Genomic DNA, 22376 nt, shown 5'->3' on the forward strand with positions numbered 1-22376 from the left:
TATCTGCACTTTTTCCTATGTGTGCTTTTTATATGGAGAGTTTTCCCATTCGACTAGGCCATTGCCGCAATTTCTTCTTGAAAGAGAGCATGCTTTCTCTGATAAGCTAAAAGAAAGGGTTTTTCCAAAATTCTTTTGAGAAGAATATGAAAATACTTTTCCTTCCCCATAGGCTTTACCAGTACAGTAGGTACTTCCGCACGATTTCCGCCCAAGATATCCGTAAACAGCTGATCGCCAAAAAAGAGCGCCTGCTCCTTTGCTATCCCAAACTGCTCCACTGCCTGTAAATACGCCTTCGCTTTAGGCTTTCCCGCATTGGGAATAACCAAATCCGCATGAACCCTGTCTTGAAATGCCTCCACTCTTTCTACTCCGTTATTGGAAAGTACCGCAGTTTTAAAACCGGCAGCCTGCATCCGATGAAACAGGGCCACCGTTTCTTCTCTGGCAGGCTCATCATGCAGCACCAAAGTATTATCAATGTCAAAAAGCAATGCTCGATAGCCCTTTTGATACAGCTTTTCAAAGTCTAAGGTGTAGATGGAAGAAATGGAAAAACAGGGAAATAGTGCAAATGTCTTATTTTTCAAGTTCTTTTCCCTCCGTCTTTAAGCCTCCTCCTAGAAGCTTTCCGATTTCCTCCATAAAGGTGTTGATATCTTTAAATTCTCTGTAGACAGAGGCAAAACGCACATAGGCCACCTGATCCAGGTTTTTCAACCTTTCCATCACCATTTCCCCGATGGTATCGGTGCTGACTTCCTTACTTTCCTGATGAAAAATTACACTTTCAATCTCATCCACCAAGGCGGAGATTTGCTTAGGAGAAATGGGGCGCTTATGGCAGGAACGAAGAATTCCCCCTTCCAGCTTGGAACGGTCATAGGGCACACGACTTTCGTCCTTTTTCACCACCATAAAGGGAAGGGTTTCCGTCTTCTCAAAGGTGGTAAAACGCTTTCCGCAAACCTCACATTGTCTTCTTCTGCGGATGGCCGTATTATCATCAGCCGGACGGGAGTCAATGACTCGGGTATCCTCCGCGTTACAAAAGGGGCACTTCATACTTCCTCCTTATTCCTCATAGTCGGTATACTGTCTTCTGGCTTCTTCAAAACTCATTTTATGATTGGGATCCTGCTTGCTTTCCCCATCGGCTTCCGGCTTGCTTTCCCCATCGCTTTCAGGCTTATTTTCCTCATCGCTTTCAGGCTTATTTTCCTCATCGCTTTCAGGCTTATTTTCGATGGCAGTCTCCTGCTTCACCTCTGTGGCTTCCGTTCCTGCGGCAGCGGTATCTTGCTCCACCCCGCCGGCTTCCATTCCTTCCCCGGCAGTCTCCAACGCTCCAATCAAGTTTCGCTCTTCCTGGTCCTCGGAGATTACCACAGAAAAGCCTCCTTCGTTTTCATTAGGCTGTTTTGTATAAGCTCCTTCGACTATTGCGGAATGTTCTGTAGAAGCTCCTTCGACTGTTGCGGAATGTTCTGTAGAAGCTCCTTCAACTATTGAGGACTGTTCTGTAGGAGCCGCTTCAACCGTTGAGGGCTGCTGTTCGGAAACCACAGGCTCTTCATGTCTATGATAGGCGTCTCTGTTCGTAGCGCTTATCGTTGAAAAATCCCCTGCTCCCTTTCGATAAATTAAAGCCTGCACAAAGCCCATGTAAGGAAGCAGATAAATGGATAAATACAAAAACAACACAAAAATGGGTAAAGCCGGAGATTTTAGAATAAAGGACCACATTACCGCAATAAATCCGGCAACGGAAGTTACCAAAGAAAAATACAGAATTTGACGGAAATAAGAGAACTTCTGGCCCTTCATTACCGCAACACTTTTTTTCATATTCTGCCAAAGGCTATTTCCCTCTCCATCCCAGACGGTAAAGAAGGTCATATCAAAGAAAAGGGAGAAGAAGATTAAAACCGCAAAGCTTACTCCGTAATAGGACCAGTAAATGAGTCCTTCTCCCAAGAAGTAATCTATCACTTCCTGCCCTAAGGAAATCACCGTGGAAAAGAGAAAAGCCAAGATACTAAAGCCCAGCATTCTTCCCAACAGGGGGAAGGAATTGGGATGAAAGCCGTAAAAAATCATAGCGGCATTCACCTTCTTTTCTCCCCTGGACATCTCCAGCAACATTTTTCGAAAAGAGAATCCCAATACAATAAAGTAAAAAATACACACAAAAACATATAAAGCAAAGAGGATTCCCGTAAGACTAAGACCGATTCCTCTCCTTAGCTCTCCCAAAGAAAAATCTCCGGTAAAGAGGATGAAAGGGTTAAGGAGAGAAGAAAAGAGCATGGTCAAAAGAACGAAGCCCAATAATCCTGCTATATAGGAAAGAAAAATCGTAAACCAATTTTCCCTCCAAAATTTTCTTGCCACCCTTCTCATGTCTTTATTTTTCATATACAAAAATCCCTTCTGATAATCAAAATGGGACTATGAAAAAGGGAAGTCGGGATTCCCCTTTCCGCTTTTTCACAGTCCCATGTTCACTTTGTTTTTATTGAATAGGTACTACTCCGCCATCATACTTCTTGTTGATAAAGTCCTGAATTTCCTTGGACTGTAATACTTCCACAAGAGTCTTTGCCCATTCTGCATCCTTATTCTTCTCTGCTACGGCAACGATGTTTGCGTAAGTCTGAGCAGCCTCGGAATCAGCCTTCTCCACAACTAAAGCATCAGATGGCTTAAGGTTTGCCTGAAGTGCAAAGTTTCCGTTCATACAAGCAAAGTCTACGGAATCCAAAGAACGAGGAATCTGTGCAGCCTCTACCTCATATAACTCGATGTTGTGAGGATTCTCTACCACATCCTGCTTGGTTGCGGTAAGACCTGCCCCATCCTTTAATTTGATGATACCGTTGTCCTGAAGCAGTAACAGTGCTCTTGCCTCATTTGTAGTATCGTTGGGAACTGCAATCTTAGCGCCGTCCTTAAGTTCCTTTAAATCCTTGGACTGTCCTGCATAGATTCCGAATGGCTCATAGTGAACCTTTCCTACGGAAACAACCTTGGTATTCTTTTCCTTATTAAACTCCTCTAAGTAAGGAAGATGCTGGAAGTAGTTGGCATCGATTTCTCCCTGATCTGTAGCCAGGTTTGGCTGTACATAGTCGTTGTAGGTAACGATTTCGATTTCCACGCCCTTCTTCTTTAAAGCATCCTTTGCAGCCTCTAAAATCTCTGCATGGGGGCTGGGTGTAGCACCGATTTTAATCTTTACGGTCTCTCCCGCTTCAGCCTTCTCTGTAGCTTTCTCTGTTTCTCCGGCCTTCTCGGAAGCCTTTTCAGAAGCGGCCTCGGTCTGCTTCTCACTCTCCGCCTTAGTTTCTGCCTTCTGTCCTCCACATGCTACAAGCCCAAAGGCCAAAGCAAGGGATGCCACAAGCACGCCAATTTTCTTTTTCATAAAACTCCTCTTTCTCTCCCTTTAGGGAGAATCCTTTCCTTCCCATAGGAAAATGTTCTTCTACTCTATTCCTTGGGTGTGCTCCCTGTTGAAAAGTCCTTTTCAACTCCCCTATGGTATAAGAAAAAATAGAAAAAAGCAAGAACTCTGAATTTAATTCAATTTTATAAATTTTCCCTAAAGCCTCTATCCCAGCTTTTCCAAAGACTGCTAAATGGTCTAAATTTCTTAATTCAACTTTCCTCTTTTATCGCTGTACTTCGCCAGTCTCATCCAGAATTCCTGTACCAGCTGAACAATAACCACCAGCACCACCACTGCAATCAGCATCATATCCGTCTGGTAACGATAGTAACCATAGTTTAAGGCAATGGCTCCCAAACCGCCACCCCCTACAAAGCCCGCCATAGCGGAATAAGAAAGAATAGAGGTCATACAAATTGCCGCTCCCACATAGAGACTGGGTCTGGCCTCCGGAAGCAAAACCTTAAAAATAATCTGAAAGCTGTCGGATCCCATGGATTTCGCCGCTTCAATCACTCCGCTGTCCACTTCTTTCAAGGAAGATTCCACCATTCTGGCTATATAGGGTGCGGAAGCAATTACCAGAGGCGGAATAATCGCCTTAGGTCCCAGCGTCGTATGCACCAAAGCCTTAGTGATGGGAAGCACCATAACCAAAAGAATCAGGAAGGGGATGGTTCGGAAAATGTTAGTGAAAAATCCGAGAATCCCATGAATAATCTTATTCGGTGCAATACTGCCCTCCTCCGTTACCACCAAAATCACCCCCAAAGGGATACCGATGGCATAGGAAATCAAAGTGGAAATACTTACCATATATAAGGTTGCCAATGTCTCCTTGGAAAAAAGTGCCAGAAGCTCCTTTAAACTCATGCTCATGAATGCACCTCCTCATACAGAATTCCTCTTTCCTTTAGGAAGCTGAGAATCTGGAATTCATCCTCCGGATTCTCCGGCAGCTCTATAATCATCTGCCCCATGGCAATATTATCCACATCTTTGGTATTGGCAAAGAGAATATTCACCGGTGCTTTGGCGGAAAGAATCATTTCCGAAATCACAGGCTCATGGGCGGAACGTCCGTCAAAAACCAAACGAATGCGCTTTCCGGTACCGAATCGAGTTTCCTTCTCTCCCTCTCCCAAAATCAGCTTTCTTCCGATTTCCGACTTAGGGGAACGGAAAACCTCCTTCACCGAGCCTGCTTCCGCAATCCGGCTGTGATCGATAATGGCCACCTCATCACAAATGGCTTCAATCACGGACATCTGGTGGGTAATCAAAATAATGGTCACCCCCATCTCCCGATTGATCTTCTTCAGCAATTCCAGAATCTGCTCTGTAGTTTTAGGATCCAAGGCAGAGGTCGCCTCATCACAGAGCAAGACCTCCGGTTTTGTCGCCAAGGCTCTGGCGATGGCTACTCTTTGCTTCTGTCCTCCGGAAAGCTGGGAAGGGTGACTGTACTCCCTTCCCTCTAAACCCACCATCGCCAAAAGCTCCTTCGCCCTCTCCAGTCTTGCCTTCCTTTTCTTAACGTAGGAAATAGGACCGCCTTTATGGGAAATTTCCAGGGGGTAGCTGACATTTTTCAACAAATTTCTCTGCTCAAGAAGATTAAACTGCTGAAAAATCATGCCCATGTTCTGCCGCATAGCAAGAATTTCCCTTTGCTTCATGGAGCCCAGGCTCTGCCCTCGGAAATAAATCTGTCCACTACTGGGCTTTTCCAAGTAGTTGATACAACGAACCAAGGTGGATTTTCCGGCACCGGAAAGACCGATAATACCCTGAATGCTTCCTCTTCGGATAGACAAATCAATCTGATCCAATGCCACAAAGTCCTCACCGTCGCTTTTAAAGGTCTTGCCAAGCCCCTTGATTTCTATAATATTTTCATTCTTCAACTCTTCCCCGGAACCCTCTGCTGTATAGTTCTCTTTCGGAAGAGCATCGTTTTTCACAATCGCTTCTGTCATTTTATCTTCCATAAATATCCCGGTGCTTCGCCGGATTATTGGCAAAGCGCCAAAATTGCCTCTCCGTAAATTTCTGCCGCCAAAAGTAGATCCTTTACCTTAATCCACTCATCAGCCCCGTGCATTCTGGTGTCCACATCCGGAAGAACCGCTCCGAAGGCTACGCCATTTTCCACATCGTGCACATAGGTACCGCCACCGATTGCCAGGCACTCTCCCTTTAATCCGGTCACCTTCTCGTAAACAGAGAGAAGATTCTGTACAAAGGGGGAATCGGAGGGTACATAGTGGGGAGGAATCATTCCCTTGGTTTCAAATTGGAAGCCCTTGGCTTCTACATTTTTTCTTGCGGTATTTACACAATTCTCCTCCGTAGCACAGATAGGCACTCGGGAATCATAGGTAAAACGAAGCTCTTCTCCGTCAATGGCATAGATATCCAAGGTACAGGTTAAATCCTTACTTTCCTTATCCTCCATCTTAATGCCCAAGCCGGAGCCGTCGGTCTTTCCATAAGGGAAAAGTTCCAAAAGATGCTGTAAATCCTGCTTCAGCTCTGCTCCGATAGAGGGAAGCTTTGCGGCAAAAATCACCGCTGCAAGACCTGCATTTTTTCCAAGATAGGGAGTTGCCGCATGGGCGGAGGTTCCGATTACCGTAACCTCATTGCCGTTTTTACTGATCTTTACCTGACACTGCTCTTCCACCGCCTGCTTTGCAGCTTGGAACTCCTCTTCTCCTAATGCAGAGAAAACAAGTACAGCTTTCTGCGGTACCGCATTTACCGCAATTCCCGCCTTTAAGGAAAGAAGACTGCTCTCCTCCTTCCCTCTTTTCTTGAAAATTGTTCCTCTGAACTGTCCCTTTTCCACGTTAATGATGGGGAACTCCGCATCCGGAGTAAAGCTCATCTCTCCCGCCTTCTCCCGGGCATAGTAATACTCCAAATCCTTGGAACCGGTCTCTTCATTGGTTCCCATAATCATACGAATTCCCTTCTTCAGGGGGTAGCCAAGCTCCTTTACCGCACGCATAGCATAAAGTCCCGCAAGCATCGGTCCCTTATCGTCACTGACGCCACGTCCGTAGACAATTCCATCCTTTTCCAGCATTTTAAAGGGCTCGGTAATCTCCCAACCTTCTCCTGCAGGAACTACATCCAAGTGTGCCAAGATATCCAGACTTCTGGGAAGCTTTGCATCCAAATCCGCTGTTCCCACATAGTTTTCCATATTGTTTACGGAGAAACCATAGCCTTCGCAAAGGGACAATGCCTCCTCTAAAGCCTTCTTGGGGCCTTCTCCGAAGGGGGCTCCCGGCTTTGTCTCTCCCTGCACGGAATCGATGGCAATCAGTCTGCCTAAGTCCTTAACGAATTCCTCCTCATGCTCTGCCAACCAAGTTTTGATACTCTTTTCCATAAGGTCCTTCCTTTCTTTGTGCTTCTATGCTGTTAAATATACTTCTATGCTGTTAAATATACTTTTTTACCTTAAGGCTATTGCACTGATTATCTTGTTATTCCTGTTATGTTTAGTTTCTGGAGAACTCGCTGAGCTTTAGATTTTCATTTCTATCCAAAACCATACCGATGGACCAGGGATGGGCGAAAAGCAATAAAGGTCTATCCTTTAAGTCCTTTACCAGCTTCATATCAGAGGTTCCGGAAATGGCGGAAACATCTATTTCCGTATAATTTTCAATCCAGCGAATATGTTCGTAGGGAAGCATTTCCAATCGCACATCCACATTATACTCGTTTTTCAGACGGTAGCTTAATACTTCAAATTGCAGGGATCCTACAACACCTACAATTATCTCCTCCATACCGCTGTTATACTCCTGAAAAATCTGAATGGCACCTTCCTGCGCAATCTGAGAAACCCCCTTTAGGAACTGCTTTCTCTTCATGGTATCAATCTGTCGTACTCTGGCAAAATGCTCCGGAGCGAAGGTGGGAATTCCCTCGTAGACAAACTTTTTGTTGGAAAGCTCCAGGGTATCTCCGATAGAAAAGATTCCCGGATCAAAAACACCGATAATGTCTCCTCCATAGGCCTTATCCACGATTTTTCGCTCGTCTGCCATCATCTGGGTAGGCTGGGAAAGCTTCACCTTTCTGCCTCCCTGAATATGGTTTACTTCCATTCCCGCATCAAATTCTCCGGAGCAGATCCGCATAAAAGCCACTCTATCACGGTGCTTTGGGTCCATATTGGCCTGAATTTTAAAGACAAAGGCGGAAAATGCCTCTTCCACCGGATCAATCATGCCCTGGTCGGACTTTCTGGGAAGGGGAGACTTGGTCATCGATAGGAAATGCTGTAGGAAGGTCTCCACACCAAAGTTGGTTAAGGCAGAACCGAAGAATACCGGAGTAAGTTCTCCCGCATCCACTCTCTTCTCATCAAAGGCATCTGCAGCGCCATCCAAAAGCTCCAAGTCTTCCTGCAGCTTTTCAAAGTACTCCTGAGAAATATGATTGGGAAGCTCCGGATCGTTATACTCAAAAACTTCCTTTTCTACCGCCTTCTTTCCTCCCGCATTGCTGTGGAAAAGGCTGACCTGCTCGGTTTCTCTGTCATACACGCCCTTAAAGTTATGGCCGCAGCCGATGGGCCAGTTAATAGGGCAGGTTCTGATTCCCAATACCTCCTCAATTTCATCCAAAAGGGCATAAGGGTCTCTGGCCTCTCTATCAAACTTATTGATGAAGGTAAAAATAGGGATATGTCGCATAACACAGACTTTAAAGAGCTTAATGGTCTGGGGCTCCACACCCTTTGCTCCGTCAATCACCATCACCGCACTGTCTGCCGCCATCAAGGTTCTATAGGTATCCTCCGAGAAATCCTGGTGTCCCGGGGTGTCCAGAATATTAATGCATTTTCCGTCATAATTAAACTGGAGCACGGAAGAAGTTACCGAAATTCCTCTTTCCTTCTCAATCTCCATCCAGTCGGAAACCGCATGCTTTGCGGACTTTCTTCCCTTTACCGTTCCTGCCAAGTTGATGGCACCTCCATAGAGAAGAAACTTCTCTGTAAGGGTGGTCTTTCCTGCGTCCGGGTGGGAAATAATCGCAAAGGTTCTTCTTTTTTCAATTTCTTCTCTTAAATTCGCCATGGTTCTCCTATTTATATTTACAAACGCTCACTTCAAGCCTAACTAACCTGTCTTTTGTCTTTTAGTCTTTTGTCTTTTAGTCTTTTGTCTTTTAGTCTTTTGTCTCTCTATATCCAAGGAATCCTTAGATTCCTCCTATTACGATAAAAAAGGCTATGCCCTGGGGACATAGCCTACTTTCCGCTTTTATCTTCTCCGAAGGAAATCCGGAAGATCGATGTTGTTTTCTCTTCCTGTTCTAACTCTGCTGCTTGGGCTTTCCGGAGTCTCTACAGGTCTGGAAATATTGACTTGCGGAGTGCTTGCATATCCCCCAAGATTAGCCTGCGTATTCTCTACAGGCACCTCCGGTCTTTGAGAAAGGCCGGGAGCAACAGGTCTTTGATTGCTAAGGAAAGAAGGAAGGCCGGGAGTAGCATTGCTTCCTGCTCCGGTATTGTTGGCAACGGAAGGAGTAATCTGTGGAGCCTGTGTATTTACCGTTCTTACAGTTTCTACAGTCTTGGTTCTCTCCTTGATACCGGTAGCAATAACGGTAATGGATACCTCATCCTGACTATCCTCATCATACATAGCACCGAAGATAATGTTGGCATTCTCGCCTACCAGCTCTTCTACATAGGAAGCCGCATCATTTGCCTCGATGAGACTAATGTCTCCAGAAATGTTGATGATAACATCGGTAGCGCCCTCGATGGTGCTCTCCAAGAGCGGAGAAGAAATCGCAATCTTTACAGCCTCGATAGCCTTGTCATCTCCCTTGGCCTTACCGATACCTACATGGGCAATTCCCTTATCCTTCATAACAGCAGAAACGTCTGCAAAGTCCAAGTTAATCAGTCCCGGTACATTAATCAGGTCGGTAATTCCCTGTACGGACTGCTGTAATACTTCGTCAGCCTTCTTCAAAGCCTCCGGAAGAGAGGTCTTCTTCTCTACAATCTCCAACAAACGATCGTTGGGAATTACAATCAAGGTATCTACCGCACTCTTTAAGGCATCAATACCTTCCATGGCATTCTTCATGCGCTGCTTTGCTTCAAAGCGGAAGGGCTTGGTTACAACACCAACGGTAAGAATCCCCATATCCTTCGCAATTCTGGCAATAATAGGAGCTGCACCGGTTCCGGTTCCGCCACCCATTCCGCAGGTAACGAAAACCATGTCTGCGCCCTGTAATGCAGCGGTAATGTCCTCTGCACTTTCCTCAGCGGCCTTGGTACCGATTTCAGGCTTTCCTCCACATCCCAGTCCTTTAGTTAATTTCTCACCAATGGTCATAGCTGTAGAAGCCTTACTGGACTGTAAAGCCTGCTTATCTGTATTCACCCCTATAAATTCTACTCCGGCAATGCCCTCGTCCACCATGCGATTCACCGCATTATTTCCGGCACCACCAACTCCCACAACAATTATTTTCGCAGCCGCTTCGGACTCGGGAAGCTTAATTTCCAGCATATCTTCCTCCTTCAATCTATGACTTTTTTCCTTTTAGGAACGGACTCTTCTCCACATTAATCCTAACTATATCATTATAAGAATTTTCGGCATTTTGTAAAGACTTTCCTTAAGGATGATACACAGATTTCAAAGAAAGTGCAAGTTCAATTCTTCCTACAAGTTTATTTATTTTCTCGAAAGATATAGGCTTCCTTTTCTTTTCTGCCTTTAAACTCACTTAAATCCAGGGTTCCTTTCCTTCCTGAAAGAGCCGGCAGAATGTCCTTTAAGCTCATGACCTTCTGCTCCATGTCCTCATTTCCACCAAGGAGAACCCGAATCCCCCCCACATGAATAATGGCCTGAGTTCCGCTATATTCAATATAATCACAGCTGATTTTTTCCTGTTGCAGGGAAGCACTGAGATTCAAAATATCCTGAAACACTCCCTTATTTTCCACCGGAAGAGCCTTGTAAAGACTCACAGAGGAAAATTTCAGGCCCTTTACCTCCGGAATTCCGGGGGCTTTTTTCTTGGTGGATTCCACTACTACCCCGTCTCCGTCAAAATAAAAGTTGCTGGACATGTATTGCACATAGCCCACCATATTTTTTTCATAGATAATAACTTCCACGCTCCATGGATTCTTCCAGCGCATTTCATACCGTTCAATAAAAGGAAGGCTTTTGTGGGGACGAAACTTTTCTTTAAAAAAGGCATAGGCGGATTTCTCATCCCATTCATCCTGAAAGAGCATTGCCTTAATTTCTTTTTCGCTGTACTGCTTATTCCCCAAAATCTTCACATCCGAAATGCGAATACTGACTATCAGCAAAAGTAGTAAAAGAAAAAAAAGAATCAGTCCATAATGTATTAATTGTTTCTGTTCTTTTCTTCTGTTCATTTTCTGTTCATCTTCCCTTATCACTCCCAAAGCTTCCTTACTTCTATAGTATACATCGGCAAACGCTGATTATTTCTTAAGTTTCCAAAAAACGCTGATTTCCCTGCTCTTATTTTTCAGAAGAAATCGACTCATCCAAAGTAGTTTGATAGGAAACATTCAGGCAGATTCCGATTTCCGCCAGCAAAATCACAAGGGAGGTTCCTCCGTAGCTGATAAAAGGGAGGGTAATTCCGGTGTTGGGAATAGAGTTTGTCGCTACCGCAATATTTAAAATTGCCTGCAAAGCAATGTGGGACATTACGCCGATAACCAGCAAAGAGCCGAAAAGGTCTTTGGCATTTTTTGCAATCTCATAGAGACGAAAAAGAATAAGTGCATAAACCAGCATCACGCCAAGGCCTCCCACAAAGCCCAGCTCTTCGCAAATAATGGTAAAAATCATATCATTCTGGGACTCGGGCATTATAAACTTCTGAATACTCTCTCCCAGTCCCCTTCCGAAAATGCCTCCGGAACCGATGGCATAAATCCCCTGCAATGTTTGAAAGGTTTCATCTTCATAGGAAGAAGGATCCTTCCAGGCTAAAATTCTGGTAATCTGATAGCCGTGTAGCACCTTCATTTTTTGCAACAACAAAGAAAGGGGATAAGCGCCAAGATACGCCGCAATCCCTCCTCCCAAGAGCATCAAATGATACTTATAGCTTTTTACCGCCACAAAGAGCATAAATGCCGCAATTCCCGCTACAATCATAGCGGTGGACAGGTTGGTATAAGCAATGATTGCTGCCGGAACCAGTGCCCAGGCTGCCGCTTTTAACATGGGAACGAAACCGTCAAGCTTCCTTCCCTTATGGGTTAAAAGCGTGGCAAAGAGAATGATAATGGCAGGTTTCATCAGCTCTGAAGGCTGGAAACGTACACCGAAAATGACAATCCAGCGGTTGGATCCATGGGATGCCACACCGATAAGGCTGGTGACAATTACCGCCACAGCGGCAATGGCATAAATCACCAGATTTAATTTGGCAAAGATATGGTAGTCAATAAATCGGGAGGTAAAAAGCATGACCAGAAATCCAAATCCGGCAAACAAAGCCTGTCGTTTCAGGTAAAACATCTCTCCCAAATTATCTCTTTCCGCCGTATAGGAGGAGGCGGAATACAGCATCAGCAGCCCAAAAAGGGTAATGGAAAAGACCATTACCACCAGGGAAATATCATAAAATCGTTTTAGCCTTCTTTTTCCAGCCACTGATTTCCTCCTCTTACAGATTCTTCACCAGTCCTTACAGGTTCTTCACGCAGTCCTTACAGGTTCTTCATGCAGTCTTTACGGCTTCTTCACGCAGTCTTTACGGCTTCTTCTCGCAGTCCTTAAAAATTCTTCACGCAGTCCTTAAAGGTTCTTCACGCAGTCCTTACAGCTTCTTCACGTAGCCCTTAAAGGTTCTTCACGCAGTCCTTAAAGATTCTGCCTCTTTCCTCATAGTCCTTAAACATGCCCCAGGAGGCACAGGCCGGGCTCAAAAGCACGTAATCTCCGGGATCCGCATAGGCCGCGCAATCCTTTACCGCCTCATCCATATCCTCGGCAAACATCACATTCTGGAAGCCGTTTTTCTTGGCAGTTTCCGCAATCTGATTTCTGGTTTCTCCAATCAAAACCAGGTACTTTACTCTTCCCTTAAACTCCTTCACCCAAGGATCAAAATCCACATGCTTATCATATCCGCCCCCGATTAAAACCACCGGGCCCGGCATTGCTCTAAGGGCTTGAATCGCCGCATCCACATTGGTGCCCTTGGAATCGTTGTAATATTTTACACCGGAACGTTCCCGAACAAATTCAATTCTATGCTCCACAGGTTTGAACTTCTTACAAACCTTGATAATCTTGTCCATGGGTACGCCCATTTTCAGGCCCACTCCCACAGCACAGAGGATATTTTCATAGTTATGCTTTCCCAGCAAATGCACATCCTTGGTGGTGAAAAGCTTCTCTTCCTTATCCGCCTTCTTATAATAGAAGGTATCTCCTCTCAGGAAAAGAGACTCCTTTTCCTTGGTATCCTTCGGCTCTTCCTCGGATGAAAACCATAAAACCTTCGGCTTTAGACTTCTTTTCTTTCCGAACTTTCGAAGCTCCGGATCCATATAATTTAAAACGATACTGTCTTCCTCTTCCTGATTCTCCGCAATGGATTCCTTCACCGCAATATAGTTTTTCATGGTCTTGTGTCGATCCAGATGATCCGGGGTAATGTTGGTGATGGCGGAAACCTCCGGCCGAAAATCCACGATGGTTTCCAGCTGAAAGGAACTGACCTCACAAACGGTGGCGGACTGCTCTTCTGTCTCCAGGGCCTCTGCCGTAAAGGGATTTCCGATGTTTCCCACCACATGGGTATCACTGTATTCGCTTTTCAAAATCTCCCCGATAAGACTTACCGTAGTGGTCTTTCCATTGGTTCCCGTTACCGCACAAAGCTTTCCCTTGCTGGATTGGTAGGCCAGTTCGATTTCTCCGATAATAGGGATTTGGGCGGTGGAAAGCATTTTCACATAAGGCTCATCTAAGGGGATTCCGGGACTGATGACAGAGGCGTTAATATGCAACAAATCAGAGGCCAAGAGCTTACCCTTAATCAGGCTCACCTTGTCCTTCTTTTTAAATTGGCTCAGCAAGGCTCTATCCTCTACCTTGGGGTTCTTATCGAAGAAAATCACTTCGCCCCCCATGGCAAGAATCTGCTTTGCTGCCGCAACACCGCTCCGTCCTGTTCCCAAAACCAAAATTTTTTGCTTGTCCATCTTCGTCCCTTTAACCTCTTTGAAATCCCTTTCCCTGTGCTTGTATTTTCTGCAAAGCCCAATCTTCTCCCCTTTAGGCCTGCAACTTTATTTCCCTAAATTTTTCTTGCTCTTTTTTAGCTTTTTCTTTTTGCTTTTTCTTTTTTACTCTTTCATTTTTTATAAAATCATAAAGCAGAAAAAACATAGCAAAATCGTAATGATGGTAAAAATCGTCACCACCTTGGTCTCGGACCAGCCCAAAAGTTCAAAATGATGATGTATGGGCGCCATTTTGAAAATTCTCTTTCCATGGCTCCATTTGAAGTAGCTCACCTGAAGAATCACAGAAAGCACTTCCACAAAATAAATGAAGGCAAAAATCGGAATAAATAATGCAATTTCTTCCTGAATGGCCATGGCTACCACAAAGCCCCCCAAGGCCAAAGAACCGGTATCTCCCATAAACACCTTGGCAGGATAGGCATTGAAACATAAAAAGCCTAAAAGTCCGCCCAAAACCGCTCCCATAAGAGGAGCCATATCTCCCGTTCCCAGATGATTTTTCAAGAGTAAGAAAAATACAATCACCCCGGTCACAGAGGAGCAAAGCCCGTCGATTCCATCCGTAAAATTGGCTCCGGTATCCGTTGCCGTAATAATAAAAAGGGATATCGGGAAGAACAGAAGCAATCCCGGGCTGTAAGCCTCCTTGCCAAAGAAAGGAATGCGAAAGGCTCCGCTATAGTCCTTGGAATAAAAAATATAGGAGATATACAGGATGGAAATAATCGTCTGACACAGCATTTTCTGCCTTGGATTAAAGCCCTCGGACTGATGCTTTACCACCTTCAGATAGTCATCAATAAAACCTACTACGCCAAAGCCAATACCCAAAAGATAAGCCGGTAAAATATGAGGGTAGGTTCCTGCAAAGGGCAGACAGGCAACACTAATGGCAATCAGAAACAAGATGCCTCCCATAGTAGGAGTGCCCTGCTTTTTCAAATGGCTATTGGGGCCATCCTCTCTAACCTCCTGTCCAAACTTCAATTGGTGCAGAAGCTTGATTCCCTTTGGTGAAATCAGAAGCATCACCAAAAAGGAAATCCCTAAGCTTATTCCCTCCATAAACATTTTCCTTCCCCCTCATCTCTTTATCTTCCGGATGTACTTTCCGCACTTTCCGCTGTACTGGGCAGTTCGTCCGGAACTTCTCCCTCGTCTTCTGCCTTCTCGTCTGTATCAACACTTCGCTTTACTACTTTACCCTCTTGTGCATCGGAAGCACTGCTTTCTTTCTTAGCAGAAGAATTGTTTCCCGACTTTTCGGAAGCTCCTTCTTTTTTACCGCTTTCTGCATTTTCATCCTCTTCCCTGCTCTGATTCTCTCCCAAAATACCTTCTTCCGACTGTAAATCCTTGTTCAAAGAGGCATTGGGATCCGTTTCTCCCTGAGGCTGAATATTTAAGAACTGTAAAGCATCATTCATAATCTTTTGTTCAATCTTGGTGGCAAAGGAAGCGCTGGCCTGAGCCTCTCCTTCCAAATTAGGTGTATCCACCACCACATAGACCAAAAGTTGCGGATCCTCCACGGGGGCAAAGCCGCAGAATGAAACCAGATAGTTTTTCGCAGATCTTGGCAGCTTTTGGGCTGTTCCGGTCTTTCCTCCCACATGATAGCCTTGTATCTGTGCCGGCTTTCCGGTTCCTCCCTCTACGGTTTGGAATAAAGCCTCTCGTAAAAAGGCACTGGTATCTTCAGAAACGGTAACCCGCATCAGCTCCGGTTGTACATCCTTAATCACCGTACCGTTGGCATTTAAAATCTGCTTGACCACATGGGGTTTGTAATAGGATCCCCCATTGATGACACTGCTAAATGCGGAAGCCATCTGAATCATGGTCACGTTAAAGTTTTGTCCGAAGGAATTGGTGGCTAAAGAGGTCTTTCCCAAGGTATCAGCCGTGTAAACCAAAGAGGCGGTATCTGCCTCTCCCGGAAGGTCCACGGTGGTTTTATCTCCAAAGCCGAATACATGCTGGTACTTTACAAAAGTTTCCGCCCCCTCTGCAAAGGCAGTATTCATCATATAAACGTTACAGGATTGCATCAAAGCCTGCTCCGCATCCAGAGTTCCATGACCGTCTCTCTTAATACAACGGATGTTCCAGGTATGAACACCGTCACTTAAGGTCACCTTTCCGTCACAGGTAAAGGTGGTTTTCGGCTTAATAACGGATTCCTCCAACGCTCCCGCTACAGTAAAGGGTTTCACCGTAGAACCGGGCTCATAGGTGTCGGAAATTACGGGGTTTCGCCATACCTCATTCCAAGCCGCCTGCCTTCCATAGGAAAGAAGCTCCTCTTGGGTAAAATACTGACCAACCTCTTCTAAAGAAATACTTTTATTTTCATGCTCTCTTTTATATACGATTTGGGCTTCTTTTTTTCCAAGCTCCAAAAGAAGACTCTCCGGATATTCCGCATCATTCAGCTTTCTCGGCTCATTTAAGTCATACTGCTTGGTGCTGGCCATAGCCAGGATTTCTCCGGTTTTCGGATCCATGACAATGGCGGAAGCCACCTTGGAACCCACATCCTCGGTTTGCCATTCCTGCAAATATTTTTCCACCGTCCTCTGAATGTTGTAGTTGATAGTGGTGACCAAACTGTTTCCGTCGGTGGCTTCCCGAATCACGGATTGCAACTTGGTATCGGAGTCCAGATATCCATAGGTTCTTCCATTGGTACCGATCAGGCTTTTATTATAAAATTGCTCCACCCCGGCCTGTCCGCTTTCCCCGTCATCCGTGGTAAAGCCGATGATGTTACAAGCCAAATTTTTATAAGGATAATATCTCCTATACTCTTCTTCAAAATCCAGACCCTTAATCCGGTCTTTCTTTCCATCTTTTTTGTACTGCTTATTTTGCTCGTCTATATAATCCAAAAATGCCGTCCGCTCTTCATAGGACATTCTTTTTTTATACTTATAGTAGGCACTCTTTTTCCCGTCCGGCAAAGCATCCTGCTTGGCAATATAGGCCCTAAGCTCTCCCGCATCCTCTTTAAAAAATTCCTCCACCGCCTTTAAACTGGCTTCCTCATAACGCTTGTCCTGATAAGAAGTCATGGTTCTGGCATCCACAATCAGATTGTAAACCTTCTGGCTGGTGGCCAAAATGGTTCCGTTTCTATCCATGATATCTCCTCTTTTGGCAGGAAGTACCTTGGAACCATATTGGGTTTGCCTTTGTCTTAATACCTTTCTGTTAAAAGCCTCGTTGTTGTTTCGTACAATCTGAAACAGGGCAAAGGTCAATAAGAGAAAGAGAATCAGAAAAAAGCAAAAACCGATAATCAGTTTTTCTTGCATATAAAACGGCAGAATTTTCGTCTGCCGTCTTCTTCTCTGTTCAGCTTCAGGATTTGGGGATGTTTTCATACTGCCTTACGTACTCACTTTCCGACTTTTTATACTCTATTACCTGATTTTCCCCCGGATATACCATCCCCAGTTCCTTGGTGGCAATTTCATAGACCTCTTCCGGATTCACGCTGGTATTGATAGCATTCTGCAAAGCGTCATTTTTCTGCCGCAGCTTATCCAAGCGGGTTTTCTCTACCTCAATTTTTCGAATTCTGGTATTTACCTCCGTCTGCAACTGAATGTAATGAAAGCATAAACCGCCCATCACAAACATCATCGCTGTAACGCAAAATACCAAGAACAGATTGGCAGAAGTTTTTTCCTTCAGTCTCTCCTGCTGCAAAATGTGATTCTTCTCTCTTTCCCGAAGAATCTTGGCTCTTTCCTGTAAGACCCGTCTTTCCATGCCGGAAGTAGCTCTTTTCTTTCTCTGTTCCTGCTTTTTCTCTATTTTTTTCTTTTCTACTCGTTTTTTTGGGAGATACTGCTCTTTCACGGCCAAGCTTCCTTGCACATATTGCAGCTGTCTCCTCTCTCCCCTTTTCTTCATATACTCCCCTTTATTCCCCCGAAAATATCTTCATGCCCTCTGCGCAAGTTTTCCAATAACTTATACAGCCGGACAATTTCTTACTCCTTTATGCTCTTTCAAAAATCCTAAGCTTCGCACTTTTTGCTCTGGGATTTTCTTCCATTTCCTCTTCACTTGGACAAATGGCTTTTCTGCTGATGACCTTGCCCAAACTTTTTCTCCCGCAGGTACACACCGGAAAGTCCGGCGGGCAAATGCAAGGATTCTCCGCGTCCTTGAAGCTTCGCTTTACAATCCTGTCCTCCAGAGAATGGAAGCTGATAATACAGATTCTTCCTCCCGGATTCAAGGCTTCAATCATGCTCTTCAAGGAATTCTCCAAAACCTCCAGCTCCCGATTTAAGGCAATCCGGATGGCCTGGAACGTTCTTTTTGCAGGGTGACCACCCTGCAGACGAAACTTCATGGGAATGGCATGGGAAATGATTTCTGCCAATTCCTTGGTTGTTTCAATGGGTTTTTCCTGTCTTGCCAAAACAATGTGCTTTGCAATATTTTTTGCAAACTTGTCTTCCCCATAGTCCCTTATGATGTGAAACAAGGAGGATTCGCTGTAGCTGTTCACCAAATCCTTTGCACTAAAGTCCTGTCTTTGATCCATCCGCATATCCAAGGGTGCATCAAATCGATAGGAAAAGCCTCTTTCTTCTTCATCAAACTGATGACTGGAAACGCCTAAGTCTAAAAGAATCCCGTCCACCTTTTCTATAGAAAGGGAAGATAGGATTTCCGGAAAATGCTCATAATTGTCCCTAATGATGTGAAGCTGCTTGGCAAAGGGCTTTAATCTTTCTGTAGCCGCCTGTATCGCATCCTCATCCTGGTCAATACCGATCAGCTGTCCCTTTTCCCCAAGTCTTTCTAAAATATGGAAGGAATGTCCTCCACCGCCCAGAGTGCCATCCACATAGATGCCATCCTTCTTGATGTTCAGACCCTCCATACATTCTTCAACCATGATACTTTTATGAGAAAATTCCATTATATGCCCATGCCTTCCATGTCTTTAGCCAACTCTTCCGTATCGGAAAAATCATTCTTCTCTTCATAGCTCTCGGCAGACCAGATTTCCGCATAGTCTCCCACACCCAGAAGCATCACATCTTTTTCCAATTCCGCCTTGTCCCGTAAGACCTGTGGAATGAGGATACGTCCCTGTTTATCACACTCCACCGACACTGCACTACCCAGAATATAACGCTTTAACTTTCTCGCCTTTTCACTGGTCATGGGCAAAGCCTGTAACTTTTCCTCCAACTTCTTCCATTCCGGAATTGCGTAGAGGGAAAGACAGCCATCTAATGAACGGGTTAGGAAAAATTCGCTATAACCATCCTCACGGAACTTGGCAGGAATCATCATCCTGCCCTTAGTATCTAAATTTAAATGATACTCTCCCGTAAACATACTTACCACTTTCTCCCACTTTTTCCCACTTCTCCATTATATTACCGAGTTTTCAGGGAAATGGCAAGACAAGATACTAGAATTTTCCCACTTCCTTCCCCTGTTTTTTCGAAAGAACAAAGAAGAAAAATCTCTAAATAGTAAAATGCGGAAAATTGTGGATAAAAGCCGTAAATTCAAAGCTTTCTCCGCTCTATGCTCCCGAAAAATCCAATAAGGAAAGAAGCAGTCATGTCAAAAAAGCATAAAAAAAGAAGATGCGCAAAAAGTCATCTTCTTAAAATTTATGTTTTCTATTGTTGGAGCATATTTTCTGCTGTTGGAGCATATTTTGCTATTGTCAGGGCAGCTTGTTCTATGATTTAAGCTAAACCGGCCAAAGCGAAAGGAAACCGGCTCCTTGGATATTCATTTAGACATTGAATCGGAACAGCACCACATCTCCGTCCTGCATCACGTATTCTTTTCCTTCCATACGCACAAGTCCCTTTTCTCTTGCCGCAGAAAGAGAACCGTTATCCAGTAAATCCTTGTAATTTACCACTTCCGCCTTAATAAATCCTCTCTCAAAGTCGGTGTGAATCTTTCCTGCTGCCTGAGGAGCCTTGGTTCCCTTTTTAATGGTCCAAGCTCTGGTTTCCTTCTCCCCTGCTGTAAGGTAAGACATCAGTCCAAGAAGAGAATAGGAAGCACGAACAATCTTATCCAAACCGGACTCGCTTAATCCAAGGGACTCCAGATATTCGCCCTTTTCCTCCTCGGAAAGCTCGGAAATCTCCTGCTCAATCTGGGCGGAAATCACGAAGCTTTCGGAGTGGTTTTTCTTTGCATATTCCCGAACCTTTGCCACGTGGGGATTACTTTCTCCGTCATCCGCAAGACTTTCCTCCGCCACATTGCAGGCATAAATCACAGGCTTTCTGGTAAGAAGTCCGATGCTGTCCAGTAAAGCCCCCTCTTCCTCGTCTGCTTCAAAGTTAATGGCCAGTTTTCCCTCTTCCAGATGAGCATGAAGCTTTTCCAAAAGGGCATATTCCTTTTTCGCATCCTTGTCGTTATTGGCCAGCTTCTTGGTCTTTTGCATTCTTCTGTCCAAAAGCTCCAAATCAGAGAAAATCAACTCCAATTCAATGGTTTCAATATCTCTGATGGGGTCTACAGAACCGTCTACATGAATCACATTGTCATCTTCGAAACAACGCACTACATGGACAATGGCATCCGTTTCCCGGATATTTCCCAAGAACTGGTTTCCTAATCCCTCTCCCTTGGAAGCGCCCCGAACCAGCCCCGCAATATCCACAAACTCGATTACTGCCGGAGTGATTTTCTCAGAATGATACAGGTCAGACAAAAGTTTCAAACGCTCGTCCGGCACCGCCACTACACCAACATTGGGGTCAATGGTACAGAAGGGGTAGTTGGCAGACTCCGCCCCCGCCTTGGTAATGGCATTAAAGAGGGTGGACTTTCCCACATTTGGCAAACCGACAATTCCTAATTTCATTTTTACACTCCTATCTTCTAAATCGACAATTTATGACGAACTTTTCATACGTAATGGGAAATAATAAACCTGAGGTATTATACCATCCCCATGGAGTTCACTCAATAGGACTTTGTCGGTCCAGGTTTTATATAAACTGTGCCCACATAATCGGTACACATTCTAGAGATCCATCCTTTTGATAATCCTTTGTGTATAGCAATATTTCACGCATTATTCTTGAATTCTCATAAATATTGCCCAAGTTAGCCTGTAACTTACCATTTAAAAGCTTGGAATATATATCATTTTCTGTAAAATCCTTTCAAAACACTTGACACCTGATATCTGGATGCATTTCCCATGAGCTGAGCAGGAATTGCATCAAAAAGTGCCGATATCTTTCCCCTTTGATCAATCCTGCGAAAATCATCCTCCAGAGCCCTGCGAAATTCTTCATAATCTTATATTTCAATACCGCAAAATCGTCAATTTATATTTAGCCATTTTCCTCATATTCGTTAATTGTATTTGCTAAATCGGCTCATTAATTTGCTTTCTGTGAAATTGTTCTATCTCTTGCATAAAACAATCCGATTTTTTTCTATCTAGGATGACACTTACATTCTCCAGCTTATTTAGTTTCTTCTTATGCAAACCATAAAAAATAGGATTCCTAATTTTTATGGTCATCTTCAGACAATGAAACGGACGATTCTTCGTTTTTATTTGTTCTATATCTTCAAGTTTAAATTTAAAATGTAATATACTCCGTCCTCTACTTCCATAAGTATAGTATTGAACAACTTCGTTTTCATAAATTTCTAATTTCACTCCATTTAGAAAGAGATAATATCCCATAAACCATAGTAGGAACGGAACGACAATCAGCACAATTGCCATAATCATTTGATCTGAAAAATCAGTATGATAACGCATAAGATGCTTCAATACCCACATAACAATAAAAGAAAATATCACCAAGGATAAGCAGCCTATCCTATTAAAGTAAGACTTATGAGGATATGTCAAGACAAGTTTTGGTTTCTCTTGTAAACATTCTAATTCCATATTCCCCCTATCTTTCTTATCCCTTTTCTTTTGAAAATTAGCATTTTCCTACTCTCTGTTGGGTATTGCTAGGCAACTAAAATTACCATTAGAGGTCTAGCAAGTAGCATAAAATGCAGCTTTCATTGTATCTCTGTCAATCGTTTCTACATCTTGCTTAAGTAATACATGTATATCATAAAAATCTCTCATTCTTGTATTCGCTTCTGCCCTTACCATGATAGTTTCAAGCTTTTCCGCAAGAATCGTTTCCAAATTGTACGCCCAAAGATCAATTGATCTATCCTCAATGATAAGTGGTAACTTATATGCAATCGCTCCCGGTGTAATCTCATCACCGGTTGAAATATCAATTTTTATAGTCTGTTTTAATCTTTCCATCGAACACTCTATCATAAAACGAAGACCTTCATATTCGTGTCCTTCCATAATATCCTGTACTTTGCTTATGCGAAAAGAGACTCCATCCTCCAACTCAATCTCCATTATTTCTTCAAGAATCTTTTGCACTGATTTTTTATTCATAGGAAGTGATTTTACCGTAGTATCTACATCCATAGTTGAACGCATATCCACACCCACCAAAGAAGATACTAAAAGTCCTCCCTTTAGTACAAAGTTATCTCTATACTTTGATAAAGAAACTCTCTCCAGAAGTCTTTCCATCAGATATATTCTTAGTA

20 protein-coding genes are annotated in these 22376 nt (G+C 44.0%); all 20 read right to left on the reverse strand.

Translation table 11 applies throughout. The annotated features are described in order from the left end of the window. Positions 1-53 precede the first annotated feature (53 nt). The 20 genes from HNQ46_RS03775 to HNQ46_RS03870 all read right to left on the reverse strand — a co-directional run bounded on the left by HNQ46_RS03775 (position 54) and on the right by HNQ46_RS03870 (position 22359). A complete protein-coding gene (locus HNQ46_RS03775) occupies positions 54-593 on the reverse strand; it encodes a YqeG family HAD IIIA-type phosphatase (RefSeq protein WP_183683197.1) in 540 nt (179 codons plus the stop codon). Then, positions 583-1068 carry a transcriptional regulator NrdR gene (gene nrdR / locus HNQ46_RS03780; protein WP_007157908.1) on the reverse strand — a complete coding sequence of 162 codons (486 nt, stop codon included), beginning with the start codon at positions 1066-1068 and terminating at the stop codon, positions 583-585. Before nrdR ends, HNQ46_RS03775 begins: the two co-directional genes overlap by 11 nt. A 9-nt stretch (positions 1069-1077) precedes the next feature. After that, positions 1078-2421, reverse strand: a complete 1344-nt coding sequence (locus HNQ46_RS03785; RefSeq protein WP_183683199.1) for a hypothetical protein — start codon at positions 2419-2421, stop codon at positions 1078-1080. 97 nt (positions 2422-2518) lie between these two features. Then, on the reverse strand, positions 2519-3430 hold the full coding sequence (locus HNQ46_RS03790) for a MetQ/NlpA family ABC transporter substrate-binding protein (RefSeq protein ID WP_183683201.1): 912 nt from the start codon (positions 3428-3430) through the stop codon (positions 2519-2521). Positions 3431-3658: 228 nt separating this feature from the next. Then, entirely contained in the window at positions 3659-4327 is a 669-nt protein-coding gene (locus HNQ46_RS03795) for a methionine ABC transporter permease (RefSeq protein ID WP_040649557.1), read from the reverse strand. A gap of 2 nt (positions 4328-4329) precedes the next feature. Then, positions 4330-5433 (reverse strand): methionine ABC transporter ATP-binding protein, encoded by a 1104-nt coding sequence (locus HNQ46_RS03800; RefSeq protein ID WP_243155839.1) that lies wholly within the window; start codon positions 5431-5433, stop codon positions 4330-4332. Between the two features lie 35 nt (positions 5434-5468). After that, positions 5469-6854, reverse strand: a complete 1386-nt coding sequence (locus HNQ46_RS03805) for a Sapep family Mn(2+)-dependent dipeptidase (protein WP_183683203.1) — start codon at positions 6852-6854, stop codon at positions 5469-5471. 112 nt (positions 6855-6966) lie between these two features. Continuing rightward, complete coding sequence (locus HNQ46_RS03810; RefSeq protein WP_183683205.1) at positions 6967-8559, reverse strand: peptide chain release factor 3; 1593 nt, start codon at positions 8557-8559, stop codon at positions 6967-6969. Between the two features lie 186 nt (positions 8560-8745). After that, the gene (ftsZ, locus tag HNQ46_RS03815) at positions 8746-10017 is read right to left on the reverse strand and encodes a cell division protein FtsZ (protein ID WP_183683207.1); all 1272 of its coding nucleotides are present in this window, start codon (positions 10015-10017) and stop codon (positions 8746-8748) included. 164 nt (positions 10018-10181) lie between these two features. Continuing rightward, positions 10182-10904 (reverse strand): cell division protein FtsQ/DivIB, encoded by a 723-nt coding sequence (locus HNQ46_RS03820; protein ID WP_183683209.1) that lies wholly within the window; start codon positions 10902-10904, stop codon positions 10182-10184. Positions 10905-11013: 109 nt separating this feature from the next. Further along, on the reverse strand, positions 11014-12162 hold the full coding sequence (locus HNQ46_RS03825) for an FtsW/RodA/SpoVE family cell cycle protein (protein WP_183683211.1): 1149 nt from the start codon (positions 12160-12162) through the stop codon (positions 11014-11016). A gap of 188 nt (positions 12163-12350) precedes the next feature. Further along, on the reverse strand, positions 12351-13721 hold the full coding sequence (murD, locus tag HNQ46_RS03830; RefSeq protein WP_183683213.1) for a UDP-N-acetylmuramoyl-L-alanine--D-glutamate ligase: 1371 nt from the start codon (positions 13719-13721) through the stop codon (positions 12351-12353). 159 nt (positions 13722-13880) lie between these two features. Continuing rightward, the gene (gene mraY / locus HNQ46_RS03835) at positions 13881-14837 is read right to left on the reverse strand and encodes a phospho-N-acetylmuramoyl-pentapeptide-transferase (RefSeq protein ID WP_183683215.1); all 957 of its coding nucleotides are present in this window, start codon (positions 14835-14837) and stop codon (positions 13881-13883) included. Between the two features lie 20 nt (positions 14838-14857). Continuing rightward, positions 14858-17152, reverse strand: coding sequence for a peptidoglycan D,D-transpeptidase FtsI family protein (locus tag HNQ46_RS03840; protein WP_183683217.1), 2295 nt, complete (start codon positions 17150-17152; stop codon positions 14858-14860). Next, on the reverse strand, positions 17130-17687 hold the full coding sequence (locus tag HNQ46_RS03845; protein ID WP_183683218.1) for a septum formation initiator family protein: 558 nt from the start codon (positions 17685-17687) through the stop codon (positions 17130-17132). The genes HNQ46_RS03840 and HNQ46_RS03845 overlap by 23 nt, the downstream gene beginning before the upstream one ends. Before the next feature lie 88 nt (positions 17688-17775). Beyond that, positions 17776-18711 (reverse strand): 16S rRNA (cytosine(1402)-N(4))-methyltransferase RsmH, encoded by a 936-nt coding sequence (gene rsmH, locus HNQ46_RS03850; protein ID WP_183683220.1) that lies wholly within the window; start codon positions 18709-18711, stop codon positions 17776-17778. Then, positions 18711-19136, reverse strand: a complete 426-nt coding sequence (gene mraZ / locus HNQ46_RS03855; RefSeq protein ID WP_183683222.1) for a division/cell wall cluster transcriptional repressor MraZ — start codon at positions 19134-19136, stop codon at positions 18711-18713. The genes rsmH and mraZ overlap by 1 nt, the downstream gene beginning before the upstream one ends. Before the next feature lie 412 nt (positions 19137-19548). Further along, a complete protein-coding gene (gene ychF, locus HNQ46_RS03860; RefSeq protein ID WP_183683224.1) occupies positions 19549-20643 on the reverse strand; it encodes a redox-regulated ATPase YchF in 1095 nt (364 codons plus the stop codon). Positions 20644-21156: 513 nt separating this feature from the next. Next, complete coding sequence (locus tag HNQ46_RS03865; protein ID WP_183683226.1) at positions 21157-21693, reverse strand: hypothetical protein; 537 nt, start codon at positions 21691-21693, stop codon at positions 21157-21159. Between the two features lie 96 nt (positions 21694-21789). Continuing rightward, positions 21790-22359, reverse strand: coding sequence for a nucleotidyl transferase AbiEii/AbiGii toxin family protein (locus tag HNQ46_RS03870; RefSeq protein WP_243155840.1), 570 nt, complete (start codon positions 22357-22359; stop codon positions 21790-21792). Positions 22360-22376 lie beyond the last annotated feature (17 nt).

This window comes from Oribacterium sinus, assembly GCF_014202695.1.
Classification (GTDB): domain Bacteria; phylum Bacillota; class Clostridia; order Lachnospirales; family Lachnospiraceae; genus Oribacterium; species Oribacterium sinus.